Origin of the sequence: Enterovibrio paralichthyis (assembly GCF_019209835.1) — a bacterium.
Lineage (GTDB): Bacteria > Pseudomonadota > Gammaproteobacteria > Enterobacterales > Vibrionaceae > Enterovibrio > Enterovibrio paralichthyis.
Genome location: NZ_JAHUTS010000002.1, coordinates 118,832 through 140,949 on the forward strand (window position 1 = coordinate 118,832; position 22,118 = coordinate 140,949).

The 22,118-nt window shown below is 48.2% G+C and carries 14 protein-coding genes; 3 read left to right on the forward strand and 11 right to left on the reverse strand.

Annotation, left to right across the window (positions count from 1 at the left end):
• The first annotated feature begins 57 nt into the window (after nucleotides 1–57).
• Nucleotides 58–1,728, forward strand: coding sequence for an AAA family ATPase (locus tag KU854_RS02930; protein WP_218356988.1), 1,671 nt, complete (start codon nucleotides 58–60; stop codon nucleotides 1,726–1,728).
• 63 nt (nucleotides 1,729–1,791) lie between these two features.
• Complete coding sequence (fabA, locus tag KU854_RS02935) at nucleotides 1,792–2,310, forward strand: bifunctional 3-hydroxydecanoyl-ACP dehydratase/trans-2-decenoyl-ACP isomerase (RefSeq protein ID WP_218356989.1); 519 nt, start codon at nucleotides 1,792–1,794, stop codon at nucleotides 2,308–2,310.
• A 224-nt stretch (nucleotides 2,311–2,534) separates the two neighbouring features.
• On the opposite strand, the gene rmf is transcribed toward fabA, so the two are convergent.
• From rmf to pepN, 10 genes are all read right to left on the reverse strand, one after another.
• Nucleotides 2,535–2,705 (reverse strand): ribosome modulation factor, encoded by a 171-nt coding sequence (gene rmf, locus KU854_RS02940; RefSeq protein WP_218356990.1) that lies wholly within the window; start codon nucleotides 2,703–2,705, stop codon nucleotides 2,535–2,537.
• Between the two features lie 165 nt (nucleotides 2,706–2,870).
• Nucleotides 2,871–4,724, reverse strand: coding sequence for a DUF3466 family protein (locus tag KU854_RS02945; protein ID WP_218356991.1), 1,854 nt, complete (start codon nucleotides 4,722–4,724; stop codon nucleotides 2,871–2,873).
• On the reverse strand, nucleotides 4,724–6,643 hold the full coding sequence (gene uup / locus KU854_RS02950; protein WP_218356992.1) for an ATP-binding cassette ATPase Uup: 1,920 nt from the start codon (nucleotides 6,641–6,643) through the stop codon (nucleotides 4,724–4,726). Before uup ends, KU854_RS02945 begins: the two co-directional genes overlap by 1 nt.
• Entirely contained in the window at nucleotides 6,630–6,884 is a 255-nt protein-coding gene (locus KU854_RS02955; protein ID WP_054780558.1) for a glutaredoxin family protein, read from the reverse strand. The genes uup and KU854_RS02955 overlap by 14 nt, the downstream gene beginning before the upstream one ends.
• Nucleotides 6,884–9,022: a bifunctional 23S rRNA (guanine(2069)-N(7))-methyltransferase RlmK/23S rRNA (guanine(2445)-N(2))-methyltransferase RlmL gene (gene rlmKL, locus KU854_RS02960; RefSeq protein ID WP_218356993.1), complete on the reverse strand. Its 2,139-nt coding sequence runs from the start codon at nucleotides 9,020–9,022 to the stop codon at nucleotides 6,884–6,886. The genes KU854_RS02955 and rlmKL overlap by 1 nt, the downstream gene beginning before the upstream one ends.
• A gap of 959 nt (nucleotides 9,023–9,981) precedes the next feature.
• The gene (locus tag KU854_RS02965) at nucleotides 9,982–10,530 is read right to left on the reverse strand and encodes a cell division protein ZapC (protein ID WP_218356994.1); all 549 of its coding nucleotides are present in this window, start codon (nucleotides 10,528–10,530) and stop codon (nucleotides 9,982–9,984) included.
• 140 nt (nucleotides 10,531–10,670) lie between these two features.
• On the reverse strand, nucleotides 10,671–11,681 hold the full coding sequence (gene pyrD / locus KU854_RS02970) for a quinone-dependent dihydroorotate dehydrogenase (RefSeq protein ID WP_218356995.1): 1,011 nt from the start codon (nucleotides 11,679–11,681) through the stop codon (nucleotides 10,671–10,673).
• A 58-nt stretch (nucleotides 11,682–11,739) separates the two neighbouring features.
• Nucleotides 11,740–16,557, reverse strand: a complete 4,818-nt coding sequence (locus KU854_RS02975; protein ID WP_218356996.1) for an NAD-glutamate dehydrogenase — start codon at nucleotides 16,555–16,557, stop codon at nucleotides 11,740–11,742.
• Nucleotides 16,558–16,712: 155 nt separating this feature from the next.
• Nucleotides 16,713–16,940: a DUF2835 domain-containing protein gene (locus KU854_RS02980; protein ID WP_218356997.1), complete on the reverse strand. Its 228-nt coding sequence runs from the start codon at nucleotides 16,938–16,940 to the stop codon at nucleotides 16,713–16,715.
• Between the two features lie 67 nt (nucleotides 16,941–17,007).
• Nucleotides 17,008–19,617 (reverse strand): aminopeptidase N, encoded by a 2,610-nt coding sequence (gene pepN, locus KU854_RS02985; RefSeq protein ID WP_218356998.1) that lies wholly within the window; start codon nucleotides 19,615–19,617, stop codon nucleotides 17,008–17,010.
• Nucleotides 19,618–20,008: 391 nt separating this feature from the next.
• Between pepN and pncB the strand changes: the two genes are divergently transcribed.
• Nucleotides 20,009–21,169, forward strand: a complete 1,161-nt coding sequence (gene pncB / locus KU854_RS02990; protein ID WP_218356999.1) for a nicotinate phosphoribosyltransferase — start codon at nucleotides 20,009–20,011, stop codon at nucleotides 21,167–21,169.
• 61 nt (nucleotides 21,170–21,230) lie between these two features.
• Here pncB and KU854_RS02995 read toward each other — a convergent pair whose 3' ends face one another.
• Nucleotides 21,231–21,893 (reverse strand): lipocalin family protein, encoded by a 663-nt coding sequence (locus KU854_RS02995; RefSeq protein ID WP_218357000.1) that lies wholly within the window; start codon nucleotides 21,891–21,893, stop codon nucleotides 21,231–21,233.
• Nucleotides 21,894–22,118 lie beyond the last annotated feature (225 nt).

Here is a 22,118-nt window from a genome sequence, read left to right on the forward strand (position 1 = left end):
CGTATTCATTTATACTCTGCGGTAATTAATACACCTAAAAGGTAGATAACCAGACGTATGCAAGAAGTATCCTGGCAATCCGTTGTTCCTCAGTTTGCTCACGTTGAGCAGCACATTCTCAATTACGCTGATATTGAAGCGACCTCTCCCTGTGCTTTGCAAACAAGACTGACGGATAGCATCCAGCGCCTCGTTCATGAAGACCATTTTCCGCGCCTTCTTCTGGTCACGGCGCCTGACGTTTATGACTATTTCAAATTACTGGAAAATATGGTCAAAAACGTGCAGGACAATCCTGACTGCCCTATCGTCGTTGCAGAAAATGTCGATGAGGTTCAATTGTTTGGCGCAGTGTATCCGAATTCAAATGACGTGACAACGTCACGCTCAGTAAACGGATTGGTTCATCAAGCCAATGGCGGTGTACTTCTTCTCTCTTTGGGATGCATCCTTTCCCAACCGCACATATGGAGCAGGTTAAAATCCCTCCTCTCTACCTCCAAGTTGCCATGGCGAAGCGCTAAACCGGATGTTTATTGTGAGTTGCCAGAGCCTTCTGACATTACGCTGCGGGTGATTGTCGTCGGTGATCGCGCGTTAATGTCGGATTTTGAAAACGGTGAACCTGAACTGCATAGTTTGGCAAGCTATACCGAGTTCGAACAGGACATGTACCTGACGGATGAAAACATAGATACCTACCTTGCTGTCCTCAAAGGCTACCAGACTGCTCACGGCCTGAAACCGCTCGATGCATCAGCAGCAAAACGTGTACTTCAAGCGGGCGCCCGCTATACCGAAGATCAAGAACGTTTGCCTTTATGCCCTTTGTGGATACAAACACTGCTGCGTGAATCTGATTATCAATCCGACGCCGACATCATCACGGCGGATGATGTAGAAAAAGCGATTGAAGCAAAATACTTCCGCGAGTCCTACCTGCCTCTGCGCGCTGTAGATGATATCCACAAAGGCCAGGTCTTTATTGATACCCGTGGCGAGCACATCGGTCAGGTTAACGGCTTAACCGTCATCGAAATGCCTGGGCATCCTATGGCATACGGCGAGCCTGCGCGTATTTCTTGTGTGGTTCACTTCGGTGATGGCGACATTGCTGACGTTGAACGCAAAGCAGAGCTGGGCGGCAACATCCATGCGAAAGGCATGATGATCATGCAGGCGTTTGTCAGCGCAGCGTTGGACTTGGATGAGCCACTTCCTTACTCCGCCTCTATCGTATTTGAGCAGTCTTACTGTGAGGTAGACGGTGACAGTGCTTCTCTGGCGGAGCTGTGTGCATTTGTCAGCGCCCTTTCCCTACAGCCAATCAACCAAAGTATCGCAATCACCGGCGCTGTTGACCAGTTCGGCCGTGTACAAGCTGTGGGCGGCATCAACGAGAAAATCGAAGGTTTCTATAATATCTGTGAGCATCGCGGCCTGACCGGCTCACAGGGTGTGATCCTGCCAAAGACCAACCTGAATGCACTTTGTCTGAACAAAGATGTGACGGACGCTATCCGAGATGGCAACTTCCATATTTGGGCAGTAGAGCACGTAGAAGAGGCTTTCCCGTTAATCACTGGGCTACCATTCAGTGGCGATGAAGAAACTGAAACAGAAACCTTGCTGGATAAAATCGCCCAGCGTATCGACACCTTCCATCATGGTGAACACCGTCACACATCGTTAATTAACAGGCTGAAAAACTGGTTAAACCACAACTGATCCGAGTTGTTTGGCTTACACGTGTACGCTAATCTGCTCCTATCTTTTCGCAGGAGCAGTATAATGCTAATGAAACGCCAATCTTACGACAGAGACGACCTTCTGGCTTCAAGCCAAGGAGAGCTATTTGGCCCAGGTCGTCCTCAACTACCAGCACCGAACATGCTTATGATGGATCGCATTTCTAACATCACGGATGAAGGTGGTGATTTTGGGAAAGGTTTCATCGTCGCAGAATTGGATATCACTCCTGACCTATGGTTCTTTGATTGTCACTTCCCTGGCGACCCGGTAATGCCTGGTTGTTTGGGTCTGGATGCAATGTGGCAACTGGTTGGTTTCTTCCTGGGTTGGTCAGGTGGCGAAGGCAAAGGCCGCGCCCTGGGCGTAGGTGAAGTGAAATTCACCGGCCAAATCCTGCCAACGGCAAAGAAAGTGACTTATGAAATCCAGATGAAGCGCGTTATCAACCGCAAACTGGTTATGGGCCTTGCTGATGGCCGCGTACTGGTAGACGGTAAAGAAATTTACGTCGCTAAAGATCTGAAAGTAGGTTTGTTCCAGGATACTTCTTCTTTCTAAGAGCAAGTTCGACACGCCTAACATTGATAAAGCCGCTTTCGAGCGGCTTTTTTTTGCCTACATACAAGCGACACATCCTTCCCTTTTGCTGCGCTGACTTAGCTGACCGCTTCCACTGTCCCCAATACTTGTCATTCGTTACGCACTTTAAAGTTATAGTGCATTATCTAGAATAGCAAAAGCCCCGATTCGGGGCTTGTAGTGGTTAAGATTGTGGGTTCAAGTTACTTCATCGATGATGCTTTGGTATCTCGGCCATCGCGCCAGCCACCTAGCCATTGGCTTCGCGCATCCGTGGCTTGATAGGGACATGTTTCAGAGGATCGACCGTTTACACCAGCTTGAAAGCCTTTCGCCTGTGCTCGCTCTAAACGATCTCGCTTCTGTCTTTTCATATATATCGCCCTCGTATCCTTTGATGGATGTATCTTGCAGTGACGTTTCATTCAAGTTGATCTTTTATGAAACTCACATATTAAGAGTCACGCATGGTCAATAAATAATCAAGCATCAACTGGCTCATCCGACAAAAAACTGTGAGGACGAGCCAGAAATAAGGTTTACTTTTTACGGCGCCAGAAACCCGCAAATGCCAGCAATCCAAGGCCCAGAACGCCTAACCCACCGCCGCTACGTGAGATACTTTTTTCTTCGTATGGACGAGGTGTAATATCACCCGACTGACGAGTCAGCTTCACTGCCACCAGCTCTTCTTCACCATTACATAGTGCATCATGTGCAGTCGAGCTATAACCGCCAGCACAGTAGAATGCTGATGCAGCAATATCTCCGTTGTCTGCAATATCGAATGCTTCTGCAATACGGAACTCGTTGGCGCCAGCAGCACCGTTTGTCAGATCATCCAACAACCAGCCACGCTGACCGTCAAAATCAGCAGTGAAGTTGCTGCCATGTCCGTAAATGTAGCCACGTTGACGACGCTCACGGTCACGGTTGGTTTCTACATCAACTTTACCCACCAGCTCATTGCTGTTGTTGATGGCTGCAGCTGTGGCGTTGTAGCCTTTGAAGAACAGGCTGCTTTGTCCTGAACCCAAAATTTGGGTTGAGGTACCTTGGTTTATAAACACGTTTTCAGCATAAGAACCGCTGTCCAAGCGTGCATTCTTCACCGTACCGACAACTACCCCGCTTTCATTGATATCGCTCGCTTGGGTATATCGATAAACGATATTGCCATCTTGACGAATTTCAATGCCAGGGATCAATGACATGGTCCAGCAGCGTTTGCTTGCGTCAGTCTCAAATGCTGTCAGACAGGTAGCGAAATCTTCCGTTGTTGTCGGTGTAAACTTCACCGCGCGGGCGTAGAAATCACTGTCGTCATAAGTTGAAAAACCGACCATAGTTGGCTCTGTAGCACCACTGACCAGCGCCGCGCTGTTAACGCTTGCCTGCGCAGAGTCGTAGGTGTGCCCAGTGGTACCGCTTGGGAATGATGCGATAATTTTTGCATTGTCAGCATCCGTATTGCTTGTACCCGATGCAAACCAAACGGCAGCCTGATTAGCAAACTGGATATATTGGCAAGCACGGTCACTATAATCTAACGTCGTAGAGCAACTTCCGAGACTACCAAGCCCAGAACCTTCAGGTACCTTATTTCCGTCGGTTGAATTGTGCATAACAGCTACTGATGCAGAACCGAAGACAATGGTCTTTCCGGCGGCATCAATTACCCCTTTGGCGTTAGTTTGTCCAATGCCAGGAATAACACTGGTTGCACTCGATGCAGGCATCAGCTCTGCGTCGCCATAAAAACCGCGGCGCTGGAAAGCACGGGCATAAATGGAGTTGTTATCGTAATACGGGCTACTTGAAGCACCGACGGGAATTCCTCCATCGGTTACGGAATTCACTACCACATTGGTGGAATTTGGATCTGGCGTCCCTGTTGGGGAGATGTCGTACGTATCAGTAAACGGATTCACAGATGAACCGTTAACCGTTGCAGTGCTGTTGGAAGTAAAGCCATCATTCCAGGCGTCCACTTCTTTTTTCAAACCACCCAGGCACTGGCCAGCGTCATAATCACTGCTGTCACAGACCGCACCACCCGCTTTCAGTCCATACCAACGCTCATCTGCCCAGGTATCACAGGTGTTGTAATTCAGGTTGTTATCACAGTAACTAATCAGATCATCAACACTGTTGATGAAGTGTTCGTAGTCCACCATATATGGCAGCTCTTGCGAGTAGTCCAACCCAACAGGTCCACTTAGTACTTCTACCGCGACTTTTGAACCATCAGGCGAAATAGCTGTAGCGGCTGCCGAATTAGCATTGGATGCAACATCAAGCTTGGTGACGCTATAAAGCGCTGCATTCGCCACTGTAGGGATACCCGCTACCGCCAAGGCGATAGCAGATAGTTTGAATTTATTGAACTGCATTACGATTCCTTTTGCATCTCTTCAAGTTCTTCCCAGCGTTCAAAAGCAGTTTCCAATTCAGCTTCCGCCTCGCTCAGTCTTTGCAAGACAGGCTGAGTTTCTTCGTTGCTTTTCTGGAAGAACGCAGGATCGTTCACCGAATCCTGTAAATTTGTAATTTCATTCTCTAAGTTTTCAATCAGCTGGGGAAGCGCTTCTAACTCTCTTTGCAACTTGTAAGACAGTTTTTTGCCTGGCTTATTGCTGTTAGCCTGTTTTTTAGGCGCTTCTTCCTTAGAAACCGCTTTAGACTTCGGTTTCTCAGCGTCAATCACTGCACGGTAATTCTCACGCTGCTGCATCGCATCGTGATAACCACCAACAAACTTATGAATGACACCTTCACCTTCAAACACCCAGCTGTTTGTTACTGTGTTATCAACAAACTGACGGTCGTGGCTGACAAGCAAAAGTGTGCCCTGATAATTGGCAAGCAATTCTTCCAAAAGTTCCAGCGTTTCGATATCCAGGTCATTGGTTGGCTCATCAAGCACCAACAGGTTGCATGGCTTAAGGAAAATACGCGCCAGAAGCAAACGGTTCTTTTCCCCGCCCGACAGCGCTTTTACCGGTGTACGGGCACGACGCGGGTGGAACAGGAAGTCTTGCAGGTAACCAAGAACGTGACGCTTGCGACCGCCAACATCGACTTCCATCTTCCCTTCCGCAAGGTTGTCGACAACAGTCTTCTCTGGATCCAGCTTCTCGCGGTACTGGTCAAAGTAAGCCACTTCCAGCTTGGTGCCGACGTGGAACTTGCCTGAATCAGGCTGGATTTGACCCAGCATGAGTTTCAGCAAGGTACTTTTACCACAACCGTTTGGACCAATTAGTGCAATCCGGTCTCCACGCATCACGTTAAAGCTGAAATTGTCGATAATCTTCTTACCGTCCCAGCTGTAGGAAATGTCACTGGCCTCGAAGACCAGTTTGCCTGAGCGTGCTGCTTCATCCAGTTGCAGATTTGCGTTGCCTTGCACTTCGATACGATCTGCGCGTTCACGGCGCAGTTGTTTCAATGCGCGTACACGGCCTTCGTTACGGGTGCGACGAGCTTTGATACCCTGGCGGATCCAAGTCTCTTCCTGGGCAAGTTTCTTGTCGAATTCAGCATTCTGCTCCGCTTCGACGCGCAGCATTTCTTCCTTACCTTCCAGGTACTTTTCGTAGTCACCCGGCCATGAACTCAGTTGGCCACGGTCAAGGTCGACAATACGGGTCGCCATAGAGCGGATAAACGCGCGGTCGTGCGAGATAAAGACAATCGCACCTTTGAAATCTTTCAGGAAATTCTCAAGCCAGATGATGGTCGCAACATCCAGGTGGTTTGTCGGTTCGTCAAGCAGCAGAACATCCGGGTCACACACCAGTGCGCGCGCCAGTGCCGCTTTACGTTGCCAGCCACCTGACAATTCTGACAGTTTCTTGTTACCGTCAAGGTTCAACGCGCCAAGTACAGTAGTGAGTTGGTTCTCAAAACGCCATGCACCTGAATGTTCCAGTTGTTCCTGAACGCGGGACAAACGATTGATGTTTCTCTCACTCGGATCATGTTCAATCAGCGCCAACAGCTCGTGGTATTCCTTCAGCTGAGCGCCAACTTCCGCCAGTCCTTCTGCAACATAGTCGACCACTGTTCCTTCCGCATCACGCGGCGGATCTTGCTCCAGACGGGACACTTTCAGATCTTGTTGACGGTTGATGCTGCCGTCATCCAGTTGGACGGTACCGTGGATGACTTTCATCAGGGTAGATTTACCCGCGCCGTTACGGCCAACCAAACACACACGCTCCCCCGGTTGGAGTACGAATTCAGCGTGATCAAGAAGCGGGTTGTCACCGTAAGCGAGTTGTGCGTTAGTGATATTAATCAATGCCATGTTTTGCTAACCATGTCTGTAATACTGAGGAATCAAAAGGCCAACCCAGTTCGTCAATCACCGAGTTGTCGCTGTTTTGGAGAGAAAGTACAGGAATAGTGACGCCGTAACGCTCAAACAGTGTGTCGTCGAACGCAATGTCTATAACGCGCAAGGCAGCGGATTTCTCCGCTGCCTCATAAAGCGCCATTGCCTCTTCACATAAGTGACACCCTTCCGTGCTGTAGAGGACCAATGCCATTAATCTTCCTTGTGAGTAATAATCCAGCAGTTGTGAATATGTTTGTTACGCTCAAAATCCATCGGGATTGAGCGTGATGTGATGTTCTGTGCTTTCAGACCCAGTGCATCCAACGCTTCCATATCCATCTTGAAGTTGCGCTTGTTGTTGGAGAACACGATCTCGCCACCCTGACGCAACAGACGCTTAAGATCCGTCATCAGCTTGATGTGGTCGCGCTGTACGTCAAATGTATCCAACATACGCTTAGAGTTTGAGAACGTAGGCGGATCGATAAAGATCAGGTCATATTGCCCTTTCGCCATGGACAACCACTTCAGGCAGTCGCCTTGTTCGAACATATGCTGACGGCCAATTTTGCCGTTTAGTTTCATGTTGCGCTCGGCCCAAGCCAAGTAGGTTTTGGACATATCAACCGTGGTTGTTGATTTTGCGCCACCTACTGCTGCGTGAACAGTGGCTGTGCCGGTGTAAGCGAACAGGTTCAGGAAGTCTTTCCCTTTCGCTTTTTCACCCAGCATTTTACGGGTATAGCGGTGATCCAGGAACAAGCCGGTATCAAGGTAGTCGTACAGGTTAACTTCCAGCGTCACGCCGTACTCACGCACTTTCATGAAACGCTTCGCTTCACCCAGTTTCTCGTATTGGCTGGTACCTTTTTGCTTTTCACGGGTTTTCAAAACCACGTTGTTGGCATTAACACCGGTCACAGCAATAGTCGCGCGCACGATATCCAGCAGACGACGACGTGCCTTCTCTTCTGGTACAGACTTAGGTGGCGCGTATTCCTGGATCACAATGTGATCGTTATAGCGGTCAATCGCTGCGTTGTACTCTGGCAAATCGGAATCGTAGAGACGGTAGCATTCAACGCCCTGCTGCTTCGCCCACTTCTCAAGCTTCTTGATGTTCTTGCGAAGACGGTTTGAGAATTCAGGTGCTACGTCCGCTACTTGTTGTGTTTGCTCGCCATCTTGTGACGTTGTCACCTCACCACGGGCAGTGATTTGGTAAGTTTTCATCACACAATCAAGCGCACCATTACGCAGCTTGTAAGTGCTTTCTGCACGCATGCGAATACAGCTCAGCAATTCTTCTGAACCGGAGTAAATCGATGCTACTGAGCCTTTAAACTGGCTTTTCAGTTGAACACCCAGTTGGGTATAAAGTGCAATCAGGCCAGGTGTAGTGCCAAGACGTTCACCGTATGGAGGGTTACAGATGATAACGCCTTCCTCAAAGCCTTCAGGACGTGTCAATTCAGCAGCATCACCCAACTCGAATTGAATCAAGTCAGCAACACCAGCACGACGGGCGTTGGCTTTTGCTGTTTCCAGCACACGGCGATCGTTATCGAAGCCGAAGAAACGGGTTTCACACTTAGAAGGACCCTTCTTCGATTTAACCGTCACTTCTGCGTGTACTTCCATCCACTCTTCGCGGTTGAAAGATTTCAGGGATTCAAAGCCCCAGCGCTTACGCTTCAGGCCAGGCGCGATTTGTGCCGCCATCATCGCAGCTTCAATCAGCAAGGTACCCGAACCACACATTGGGTCCAGCAGCGGCTTGTCAAATGTCCAGCCGCTTTTCAGCACCAGTGCCGCAGCGTTGGTTTCACGCAGTGGTGCCGCGCCTGCTTCTGTGCGGTAGCCACGTTGGTGCATACCGCTACCCACCATATCGATCCCCAGTAGACCCTTTTCTTTAGAAAGACGCATATGGATTCGCAGATCAGGTTGCTCACGGTCGATACTTGGACGATCCAGGTTGGCTTTTACAAAGCGGTCAACAATGGCGTCTTTGACTTTCAATGCACCGTACTGGCTGTTCCGAATTTCACGGTTGGTACCGTTGAAATCAACTGCAATGCGTTTTCTCTCGCTGAAGTACTGAGGCCAGTTAATCGCTGTCGCGCCCAAATACAGGTCCATATCATCGCGTACGTTGAACTCACTCAGTACCAGGATGAAACGCGATGCCGTGCGGCTCCATAAACAGCACGTGTAAAGGGTTTTCTCGTCGGCACGAAAACGTACACCGGCGCTGACAGCTTTGACATCGCTTGCGCCCAGTTTTACGAGTTCTTCTGCGAGCAGGTTTTCGAGACCGCGGGAGGTAATAGCTAAATATTGATTCATGGAAATGGATTCTGTGGAATTTTGGGCGCGATTATAACTGAATTCACACCACTACGCTCTATCAAGGGTGATTAAACTCACGATTTCTCGTTCATCTTCTACAACAAGACCCTCATCATCTTGTAGCCGTTTCCAGCCTCACAACACACAGGCACGTGATATCTCTTAACCGACCTAAACTTAATCAAAGGCTCCTCACACACACCACACACCCAATCTAAAAACCCGCTTTTGGGGCACGTAAAACCATAGCGTCTCGCCGTCGAACTCTACATATCCACACCCATAATTTTGTTTCCTTCAGGAAACTCTTGTACTTAACCCAATAAAACCAATAGCAACCAACCTAAAAGACACACCAAAACCTGAAGCTTTGCTTACGAAGTGAGCACACACTTATCCACAAGGCCAGACAATGAATGAAGGTATGTTCTATCTCCAGAAAGTATTCTTTCCCGACTGGAAACACAAATGACCAGAATATTTGGACTATACCAGATGATAGAAACAGTAAAAATGAGCCCCTTAAAGGAGGAAGTTATGGCGTTATCGTTTCCAAAATAGCGACTATTTCAGGCTGAGATGCGAACAATTTGCGAGCAACCGCACGTAGCACGCCTTTCGTTTTTGTGATTCGAATCACGTTAAATTTGACGGGAATTAATGTCTAAATGAGGCTATTACATGGCGGATTGAGCACGCTTTAATCAGCAATGATGTTGAACTCGCCCTGCGCCATTAGTTTGTCTCGGACGGCTTTGTCTGGTGAATAGGCACCGCAGTTCTTAACAAGAACCCCAGGATACTAATATTAAGGGTTAGAGCTAAGGCAGCTGGTTTGGTATGGATAGGAAGTATTTGTAGCCCCATTGGGGCATACAGCCACAATACGGGCGTGTACACAGAAGCGGGAAACTCAGGGGAAAGAGAAGAAAACGTGGGCTGACAGAAGGATACTGTCAGCCCACTAACGCATAATGACCACTGCCGCTATCGTATTGCTGTTGGTATGTAGATAGCCGATCATTCATTACTTTTATCGCTTCACAGAACCGCATTTGTTTTGTGTCGGTCAGCGCTAACGGCGACTCACTGGCATGCATGCAAAGGCTTGCTGTACCAGCATTTTCAATCACCAGGAAAGCTTCACTGCCGTGCTCGGTCTTCAGTTCAACAATCTGCCCTATTTCCGGAGAAATTTGGACTTCTTGCCCCTGGAAGAACCAGCTTTTTGGGAGGAGCGGTTTATGGAAGCGTTTTGCTGCCACTGCGTTCAAAATCAATTCAGCCTTGCGAGGGCCAGACAAACCCAGAACGCTTACCGCTTCTGAGTATGTTTGAAAAAGAGATGCGTCATCTACTGAGAATGGGCTCTCGATAAACGCATCGGGGATGAGATGTTTCTTTTCAATGGCAACGCGAAAAACCATCTCTTGACCCAAATCCAGCATTAACGACTCGCCTACTTCGTCGAAGTACCACTTCCATGCGTTATTGGGTTTCAACATCGTTTTCGCTCCTGCGATTGCAGAGAATCGGTCCGTGACCATTGAAAATAAAGGTGCTTTCGAAGGAGTTTAATCGGGTTCAGGCAAAAAAAAAGGGGAAACAAAGTTCCCCTTTCGCTCGGAATTCTTTATTAATAGATTTAAATATTGCGGACGATATCTTTAACCAGACGTGGCCCGTGATAAATAAAACCAGAATAAACCTGAACCAGCTCTGCACCTGCCATCATCTTCTCCCTGGCAGCGATCACTGAATCAACACCACCCACACCAATGATCGGTAATTTACCGTTCAGCTCCTGGTGTAAGCGGCGAATCACTTCTGTGCTCTTGGTTTGAACAGGACGACCACTCAAGCCTCCCATTTCGTGTGCGTGTGGCATGCCGTCCACCAGTGTACGGTCCAAGGTGGTATTGGTAGCAATGACACCGTCAATGCCGTGACGAACCAGCGCATCAGCAACCTGTACCAGTTCGTCTTCACTCATGTCCGGCGCAATTTTCAATGCCAGCGGAACATATTTGCCTTTCTCACCTGCCAGTTGATTCTGGCGTGCTTTTAATGAGCCCAGCAAATCGTCCAACGCTTCACCATATTGCAGTGAACGCAGTCCCGGTGTGTTTGGTGACGAAATGTTAACGGCGATATAGCCGGCGTGGTCATAGACTTTATCCATGCAAATCAGATAATCGTCTTTACCGTTTTCCAGCGGTGTATCCTTGTTTTTACCAATGTTAATGCCAATCACGCCTTCGTATTTGGCCTTCTTAACATTCTCCACCAGCGCATCAACACCATGGTTGTTGAAACCCATACGGTTGATGATCCCTTCTCCGGGAATTACGCGGAAAAGACGAGGCTTGTCATTACCATCCTGAGGACGGGGGGTGACTGTCCCTACTTCGACAAAACCAAAACCCATCGCGCCGAATGCATCGATACACTCACCGTTCTTATCAAGACCTGCAGCGAGGCCAACCGGATTTTTGAAATGCAGACCCATTACCTGAACGGGACGAGGAGGAAGATTTTGACGGTAGAAAAGATCGAGAGGAGTGCCGGTAAAGCGTGAAAGGTTTTTGATTGCCAGATCATGAGCATGTTCTGGATCCAACTGAAAGATTGCCGATCTGGCGAGGCGGTACATCATGTAACCTCCGAAAAAAAGCCCCGTATAAACGGGGCTGTATTATTAACGCTTTAGCGACTTAATTCAAATTTAAAAGCGTAAGTTCCCGCAAAGCAACGGAGAATTTCGCAAATTCATGGGCTGTCCCCACTTTAAACTCTGCCACTATGCTCTCCCAACGCCCTAAACTGACTGCATGCTCAACCATCCAGGTCTCCAGACCCAGCTCTGCGCTCTCGCCTTTCTCCATACCTTCGAGGATATGCGCTGTCAGCATACGTTGCTGCCAATCCAAATCTTCGCGGAATGAAGCGCGGGCAAGTGCCTGCCAGTGGTTTTCGACCGGTTGGTTGGTGATCTGCTTGAGGAACCAGTGCAGCGACAAGGTATCGCCAAGCACAAAGTACAATCTTGCAACCACTTCAAACGGTTTATCCATTTGATCACAAACCTGTGCCAAATCGAGGCCGGCATAGAAGCTGGTCAGGCGGGCAATTTTGTCCGCAATCGCTTTAGGCACACCCAATGTGGTGTACTCTTCAGCCTGATCTTCGTGTTCCTTGATTTCAGATGGAACCAGGTATTTCTCCAGATTCTCTTCCAGATTCTTAACCGCAGGTTTGTAGAAGGCCACTTGGTCTTCAATCCCCTTGCCTTTCATTGGATTACGCAGAATCCAACGGGTGGCACGACGAAGCATACGGCGACAACGGAACATCAATGCATACTGCACTTGCGCCGGCAGTTTGTTGTCCAGCTCTCGCAGTTCTTCGAACGTATGGCCAAAATCAAACACTTCATGGGCAATCGCGTATGCCGCAGCTATGTCACCGACACTCGCGCCCGTTTCATCCTGCATGCGGGTAACGAAGTTAAAGCCCATGATGTTCGACATCTGATTGGCAAGGCTTGTCGCAATGATTTCACCACGTAGCGGGTGGTTTTCCATTGCCGCACTGTAGTTACGTTGTAACTCTTTAGGGAAATAATCTGGCAGTAACTTGCCAAAGTGCGGATCCTGAGTAATTTGTTCAATCACCAGCTGCTCTTTCAGCACCATCTTGCCATAAGCCACCAGCACCGCGATTTCAGGTCTTGTCAGTCCTTTGCCATGCAGTTGGCGCTCAGACAGGGTTTCGTCGTCTGGCAGATACTCTAACTGACGATCCAGTTTGCCCTCTTTTTCCAGGTAATGGATAAAGCGGATCTGCTCTTTCAGCAAAGCTACCTGCTGTTCGGCAGTGACAGAAATCGACTCACTTTGTTGGTAGGCATCGTCCAGGACGATTTCACCAACTTCATCTTCCATGCGCTCAAGCAGCTCATTACGCTGTTTGTAAGTAAGATCACCGGCTGCCACCAAGCCATTAAGCAGGATCTTGATGTTAACTTCGTTATCCGAGCAATCCACACCGCCCACGTTATCGATAAAGTCGGTATTCACACGACCACCACTCATGGCATATTCGATACGCGCCATCTGGGTCATACCCAAGTTACCGCCTTCACCAACAATGCGTGCGCCCAGCTCATTGCCGTTAACACGCAAAGCGTCATTCGCACGGTCGCCCACATCAGTATGTGTTTCTTCTTCCGCTTTCACATAGGTGCCGATACCACCGTTCCAAAGTAGATCCACTTTTGATTTAAGGATCTGTTTGATCAACTCATTCGGTGTCATTGACTGCTTACGCACACCCAGTAACTTCTGAATTTCCGGCGACAGCTCAATCGATTTAGACTTACGAGAGAAGATGCCGCCGCCTTTCGAGATCAGTTTGGCGTCGTAATCTTCCCAGCTTGAACGTGGAAGCTTAAACAAACGGTCACGCTCTACCCAGGACTTCGCTGAATCCGGGTTCGGGTCGATAAAGATATGCATATGGTTAAAAGCGGCCACCAGGCGAATGTGCTTCGACAACAGCATACCGTTACCGAACACGTCCCCGGCCATATCACCGATCGCCACACACGTGAAATCCGTCTCCTGACAGTCAATGCCAATCTCACGGAAATGACGTTTCACCGATTCCCAACCACCTTTGGCGGTAATACCCATCGCTTTGTGGTCATAACCATTAGAACCACCGGATGCGAACGCATCACCCAGCCAGAAGTTGTATTCTTCTGATACCGAGTTAGCGAGATCGGAGAATGTTGCGGTTCCTTTGTCGGCAGCAACAACCAAATATGGGTCATCTTCATCGTGGCGAACCACATTCACCGGCGGCGTCAGGTCACCTTCGACAATGGTATCGGTGATATCCAGCAGACCGCGGATAAAGATGCGGTAGCAGCGTTGGCCTTCTGCGAAAATTTCATCACGCCCACTGAGCGAATGTTGTTTCTTACAGACAAAGCCACCTTTCGCGCCAACTGGAACGATAACCGTGTTCTTCACCTGTTGCGCTTTCACCAGACCCAAGACTTCGGTACGGAAATCTTCCTGACGGTCAGACCAGCGCAAACCACCACGTGCGACTTTGCCACCACGCAGGTGGACACCTTCAACATCCGGCGAGTAAACAAAGATTTCAAACGCAGGAACCGGCTTTGGGATCTCCGGAATATTTTTCGGCTGCATTTTCAACGACAGGTAGTCTTTGTTCTCGCCTGTCTCTTTGTCTTTCTGGAAGAAGTTGGTGCGCAGCGTAGCAAGGATCATTTCCATATAACGACGGATAATACGGTCGTCATCCAGACTCTCTACACGTTCCAACGATTCTTCGATCTGTTGGATGATCTTGTTTTGCTCGCGCTCGTTGTGTTTGGTAGGAGAAAAACGCTTGTTGAACAGACTGACCAGCAGTTTCGCCAAATCAGCGTGTGATGCCAATGTCTCTTCGATGTAGGACTGGCTGAACGGGAATGCAACTTGACGCATATATCGCGCGTAAGCACGCAGAATCGTCACTTCACGTCCTGTTAGTCCGGCATTCAGTACCAAACGGTTGAAACCATCATTCTCCAGTCGGCCATACCAGATTCCGGCAAAGGCATTCTGGAAACGCTCACGCGCTTCTGAAAGATCAAACCCATTGCGCGCGCTGTGAAGCATGGAGAAATCAAGGATCCAGAACACTTCACCGGTTTTGGTTTCAACCCGGTATGGTGATTCACCAATCACACGCAAGCCAAGGTTTTCCAGCATTGGCATAACATCAGACAGGTGAATGGCTTCATCTTTCTGGAACAACTTCAAGCGAACAGCACAAGACGCTGACGGCTCTTCTTGAGGGCGATAGAAAAGCATATCCAGCTTTTTCTCATCGCTCAGGTTTTCCAGACGTTCGATGTCCGCAACTGCTGACCCTGGCAACATGGCCTCTTTATAAGAGCGTGGGAATGCGTAGTGGTAGCGCTTGGCAATCGGTGTGCCGTGGTTTTCACCAAATGTAGTGATAACCGCTTGCTTGAGACGATCATCCCAGGAGGACGCCGCTTCCGTCAGGTTTTGCTCCAATTTCTTCACGTCAATGTCAAAGTTATTGTTGTCTACACGCACAATGTAATGGGTTCTCGCCAACGGGCTTTCAGAGAAGAAGGTGTTGAACTCTACATCCTGATCTGAGCCAAAGTAGCTACCCAAAATACGCTGGGTAATACGGCGAAACTCTGTGGTGTAGCGTTCACGCGCAACATAAACCATACAGGAGAAAAAGCGTCCGAATGGGTCTTTGCGCACAAACAGACGAAGCATATCCCTGTCCTGCACCTGAACAATACCCATGCCGATGTCCAGCATTTCGCTTTCGGTTGCCTGGAACAGTTCATCACGGGGGAAGTTTTCGATGATATTGGCCAGCGCCTTCCACGAATGGGATCCTTCGTAGTACCCACTGATCTCAAGGATCCGTCTCGCTTTATTACGCAATACCGGGATATTGCTGGTGGACTGGTTATAGGCCGAGGACGTGTAGAGACCATGGAAGCGATGCTCACCAATGACGTTGCCTTTCTTATCGAAACACTTAACGCCGATGTAATCCATATAGGCCGGACGGTGAACACGGGATTTGGAGTTGGCTTTATTTATGATCAGCAGGTCTTTGCTCAGTGCAGCGTGACGTGCTGACTCGGCAACCTCAGAGAGTTTCTGTCCAGGACGCTTAGGATCCAGCTTCTTCGCCAATCCCAGCCCTTCTTCCGCAGAAGCCACCAGCTCATAGTCCCCTTCAATGGCATTCAACTCGTAATATTTGTACGCCATAAAGGTAAAGTTGTGCGATGCAATCCACTGAAGGAACTCAATCCCTTCTTGTCTGCGCTCTTTGTCGATCGTTGCTTTTTCCTTTTTCAACGAATCGATAATGCTCAGCATCTTGTCTTGCATGGGTTGCCAGTCCTGAACGACCAAAGCAACGTCCGTCAGCGTTTCGGTCAGCTCTTTTTCCAGCGCCGCCATCTCTTTTTTACTGCTGATGCGGTCAACTTCCAGATGGAAAACCGTCTGGCTTACACCCTCTTCGGTGCCAATTTGCGTGACGTTTCCTTTCGCATCTTTTTGTACTTTTATTGGGCCGTTCAGCATCAAGTGCGTGGCAATGTCCAAACGGTTCAACGCCATACGGACTGAATCGACGAGGAAAGGTGCATCAGGAGTGAGAATTTCAACGATGGTGTGGGTTGACTGCCAACCGTTACCACTCAATGTAGGGTTAAAGACCTTAACAAAGATCTTGTCTTGTTCGAAAGTATTTAGATGATGCCACAGGCTGATAACAGCGCCGTAGAGGTCGGATTCATTCCTTTCCTGTAAATCATCATCAGAGATGGGACCCAAAATCCTTTTTGCCAAAGTCTCCACTAACGGTTGTTGTTTCTTGTCCAGTTTTTCAGCAATAAGATGATAAACCTTTTCAAGCAACACCGGCACAATAGGGTCACGCGCGGTCATGGTTTACTCCATTTATTTTTTATGTGATCGCTATGAGTATAGAGGTTAAATAGTCTTTGCGACGTATGGAGTAGTTTACGGGTTCGTTAATAAAAGCGTTACATCAATTATCGTTAAATAGAGCCGATTTTTAAGATATGTGACTGTCGTACGGTTTAGCTTATTTGTTCGAGGGATTTGAAACGATTGTTCGAATCTACAGTAAGCCTGAAGCGCCCTCTCACCCCCAGTTGAGTAAGGAAAGGACGAAGTCGCATTGCGGGAAGTTGCAGTGTTAACCCACTATCTGTATGGACAATAACTGAAGAGGCAGCGCCGGAATAATGGTGCTGGAAAGTATGGTAGGAAATATCAAGATTAAACAGATAGACATTCGATTTCATAAAAAAAGCCGTCAGTGAAAGACGGCTTTTAAAATACCTGTTAGTGCTAATTTCTCAAGCGAAAGGTTCAGGCTTCGAGTGCTTTGTTGATTTTCTCGTAGAGATCTTTCGCAAGATTATTCAACGATGCCAAACGCTCTAATTCGGCTCGCATCAGTTTTTGTCGTTGCTCGTCAAAACGCTTAAGTTTAAGTAGCGGATCAATTAATCGTGAAGCGACCTGAGGATTCGATTCATTTAACTGAATAAGTATATCTGACAGGAACTGGTAGCCTGAACCATCCTTCGCATGGAAATGCACCGGATTGTTATTGCAGAACGAGGCAATCAGTGAACGGGTGCGGTTCGGGTTCTTCAGGCTGAACGTTGGGTGCGACATCTGCGCTTTCACGTTTTCCAGGGCATTTGCCGCTGGATTGCAGCCTTGCAACATAAACCATTTATCCATCACCAGACCATCATGCTGCCACTTGTCGCTGAATGACTGCATCAGCGCCGCGCGGCATGGCAGTTGAGCGTGATTCGCCGCACCCAGTGCCGCCGCTGTGTCTGTCATGTTCTTTGAACCAGCATAGTGAGCATTGACCAGTTCATCACCCTGCCCGTTTAATGCCAAATAACCTAGACATACATTTCGCAGCGTGCGTTTGCCGATGGCGGCATGGTCAATGGAATATTCATCCTGTGCCAGTGTGTGATACACGGCGCTCAGTTCATCTTCCAATTCTTTTGCGAATGCAGACTTGAACGCATCACGCACCAGATTGATCGCATCAACATCGACCACGTCAAACCAGCCGCCGATTTCATTTTCACTCGGAAGCGTCATGACTTCAGCAATCAACGCGACATCGAGTTCTTTGTTCAGCAACACGCCACGGAATGCATCAATCACATCTGCCGGGATCTCAACAGACTCGCCTGACTGAACACGTGCGACATTGGCTTTAATGTGTTTTGCCAACAGCATCTGCCCTGCATCCCAACGCGCAAACTCGTTGCGTGCATGCACCATCAGGAATGCCAGCTCTTCATCGCTGTAGTCGTAGTTAAGTTTTACCGGCGCGGAGAATTCACGCAGCATAGAAACTTTTGGCGCTTCATTAACGCCTTCGAACACGAAGGTTTGTTCAGCGTCTGTAACGTGCAGTACGTTATCAACTTTTTGACCGTTACGTTGTAACTCAATAACACTGCCATCCTGTGCATACAGCTCGATGTCGAATGGGATCAGCAGAGGTTGCTTCTCTTTTTGATCAGCTGTTGCCGGCGTATGTTGCTTCACTGTCATCGCGAAGGTTTTGGCGCTGGCATCATAAGCGGTTGTCACATCCAACACCGGCGTACCGGACTGGCTGTACCAAAGACGGAACTGGCCAAGATCAATACCGGATGCATCTTCCATCGCCTTCACGAAATCTTCGCAGGTAGCTGCGGTACCGTCATGACGTTCGAAGTAAAGCTTCATGCCTTTCTGGAAATTGGCTTCACCCAACAGGGTATGCATCATGCGAATAACTTCACTGCCCTTTTCATAGACCGTCAGGGTGTAGAAGTTGTTCATCTCAATCACTTTTTCCGGACGGATCGGGTGCGCCATCGGGCTGCAGTCTTCAGCAAATTGAGGGCCACGCATAATTCGGACGTTATTAATGCGGTTCACTGCACGGGAACCCAGATCGGAAGAAAACTCCTGATCACGGAAAACCGTCAAGCCTTCTTTCAGGCTCAGCTGGAACCAGTCGCGGCACGTGACGCGGTTACCCGTCCAGTTGTGGAAATACTCGTGACCGATCACCGCTTCAATACCCAAGTAATCGGTATCGGTTGCAGTATCAGAGTTGGCAAGAACAAACTTTGAGTTAAAGACGTTTAGCCCTTTGTTCTCCATCGCGCCCATGTTGAAGAAGTCGACAGCGACGATCATATAGATATCCAGATCGTACTCGAGCCCGAATCTTTCTTCGTCCCACTTCATTGAGTTTTTCAACGAAGTCATGGCGTGCGGCGCGCGGTTCAGGTTTCCTTTATCAACGAAGATTTGCAGCGCGACTTCACGGCCGCTTTTCGTGGTGAAAGTGTCTTCCAATAAATCAAAGTCGCCCGCTACCAGTGCAAACAGGTAGCTTGGTTTTGCGTATGGGTCTTCCCACTGAACCCAATGGCGGCCATTCTCCAATTCACCTTCACCAATTTTGTTACCGTTGCTAAGCAGGAATGGGAAGCTTGCTTTATCTGCCGTGATTTTGGTGGTGAATTTTGCAAGAACATCCGGGCGATCCAGATAGTAAGTAATGCGGCGGAAACCTTCGGCTTCACATTGGGTGCAGTACGCACCATCAGAAAGATAGAGCCCTTCCAATGAGGAATTCGCTTCTGGGTTGATTTCGGTTTCAATCAATAGCTCAAACTGGGCTGGCAGATCGGAAAGTAGCAACCCTTCTTCTGTCTCTTCATAGTTTGACCATGAACTGCCATTGATTTCTACACGCTTCAGGACAAGGCTATCGCCATCCAGCAACAGGGAATCAGCCCCTTCAGTCAGTTGCTTAACACGACTTTTAGCAACCACACGGGTTTGAGAGGCTTCTAGGTCAAACGCTAAATCAAGATGGGTGATAGTAAAGTCTGGCGATTTGTAGTCTTTACGATACTTCGCCTGAGGTTGTTGCGTCATGTCAGATTCCTTTTGTTGCATAACGGAAGACAGACATTCTGTGTGTCCGTCCTTCATTTAGAATAATGCACCTAAGATACTCATTCCCACGGAGCATTACCACACACCTTGCGCAAGGTTTAATCAATCAAACCCTTTTGTATGACCAACAACCAAAAGTTGCTTTTGCGCTTGCTGTAAATGTATTCAACTTTAACAGTCTATACACTGTAAACGTGGTGAACGGGTTGACTCGAGCCGTCTATTTGGCGTTAAATTTGCACCCTTATACCCAAACACCCTGAACATGCACTTTTCCGGATGCTTAGGTATAAACGTAAGCACGGTTTTCAGCCCGCCGCGCAGCACCGGACGTTCAAATAAAACCCGTTATAGAGGTCATTTTTAAGGCATGCATACGCCCATTATTTCGTCATTATTAGACACGGATGCCTACAAACTAAATATGCAGCAGGCGATCTTCCATCACTATCCGGAAGTCGAAGTGACTGCAGAGTTTCATTGCCGAAGCGATGAAAGCCTCGTTGCGCTTAAAGAACGTTTAGAAAAAGAAATTCAAGCTCTCGCTTCCCTTTCCTTTACCGAGGATGAACTGAATTATCTCGCGAGCCTTAACCTCTATCAGCCAGATTATCTGGAGTATCTGCGCCAATTTTCCTTGAAGGCTCACCAGGTTCGCGTGTCAATTGTTGACGGCCAACTGGCCATTCACATTGAAGGTAAATGGCTGGATGTCATCTTGTGGGAAGTCCCGCTACTGGCCATTATTTGTGAGTTACGTTGTCACGATAAATACCCAGAGACAACGGTTCGTCAGGCTGTTGAATTGCTGGAAGGTAAACTCACACTGCTTTCAGGTACTAACGAAGATTTCCATTTCGTGGATTTTGGTACCCGTCGTCGTTTCTCTAAAGCGGTACACCACGCGATCGTTAACCACTTGGTTCAGCATTGCAGTCATTTTAGCGGCACCTCTAACCTCTTTCTTGCCAAACAGCATGGTATTCCTGCGGTGGGCACGCAAGCGCATGAATGGTTCCAGGCTCATCAGCAACTGACCGGAGATCTGGCTGATTCGCAACAGCTGGCATTGAACCGCTGGTTGCAGGAATACCCTGACAAGCTGGGGATTGCCCTTACCGATTGCATTAATATGGATGCTTTCTTGAATGACTTTAACCGCAACCTCAGCGAGAAATTTGCCGGATTGCGTCACGACAGTGGCGACCCAATTGCCTGGGGTGAGAAAGCTATTCGCCACTATGAAAGTCTGGATATTGATCCGCTGGCTAAAACGCTGATCTTCTCAGATGGTCTGACACTGGAAAAAGCGCTGACGATTCACCAACACTTCAGCGGACGTATCAACACTTCCTTCGGTATTGGCACCCAACTGACGTGTCACTTGCCAGATGTTGAAACGCTTAACGTGGTGATCAAACTGGTGACTTGCAACGGTAAACCTGTCGCGAAAATTTCAGATGAGCCTGGTAAATCAATTTGTCGTGATGACAGCTATCTTGATGCGTTGAGAAAGGCTTTCAATATTTAGCTAAGCATTAACAAAAACAAAGGGCGCTTTTTGCGCCCTTTCTGTTTTGGGAAACCATTCGTTACGGGACTTGCCTTTTCAGCACTGCCTGCATACCAAATTGGGTATTGGTAAGGGTTAATGTGTCTGCATCCAGCTCGAATTGTGAATCCTGCTGTCCTCCCCGATAGATAAGCACCAGATGATCATCTTCTAGGAAATAAACACCTCGGTGAGTGACTGACTCCCCTTCTTTTCCCTGCACACGTACAGAGAACAAAAAGTCAGGTCTTAACAACAGATCAAGGTTTGAGACTCTGTCGTCGACATCACCGCCACCAATCTCATCACTTTGCCAAGCGCCAGACAAATCACTGGGCAAAATCTTGGTGAACAAAGCACCTTTCAACATTAACTGGTTGTGGTTTAGCTGATACTCATGGTGTTGCGTGTCACCATAGTCATCACTCAGCACCAGTGTGTTTTCATCTAAATCGTAAACACCCTCGGCCTCTTCCACTGATCCATCACGCTTGAGTAGTTTTACCTTAAAGCGATACTCGGAAGTGAAAGAAATATTGATCGCTTTGTAAGGATTCTCCGCCTTCGGGTTGTCGTGCTGATCCGGGCTAAACCAATACCAATCTCCAATTAAAAGTGGGAAATCAAATTGTGTGAGATCAGAGGCTTTCGCAGTTGATGACAAGGAGAAGAAAATAAACATTAGCGTTATCAACTTCTTCATAGGCTTCCCCTTCATTCTGTGGCTGACTCTTTAATTTTAGACGCATATCACAGAGGTAAAGCGAATGAGAATAATTTTTGTCACGTAATATCTTGATTTTCTGAAGCAGATTGCCTGCATGCTGCAGGATACGTGGCTTGCAGCAAGGTGGTGAAATTAAAAAGAATTTTGTAAACGGTGGTAAAGAAAAGAAAAAAGCGGGCAATTTGCCCGCTTTCGCTATTA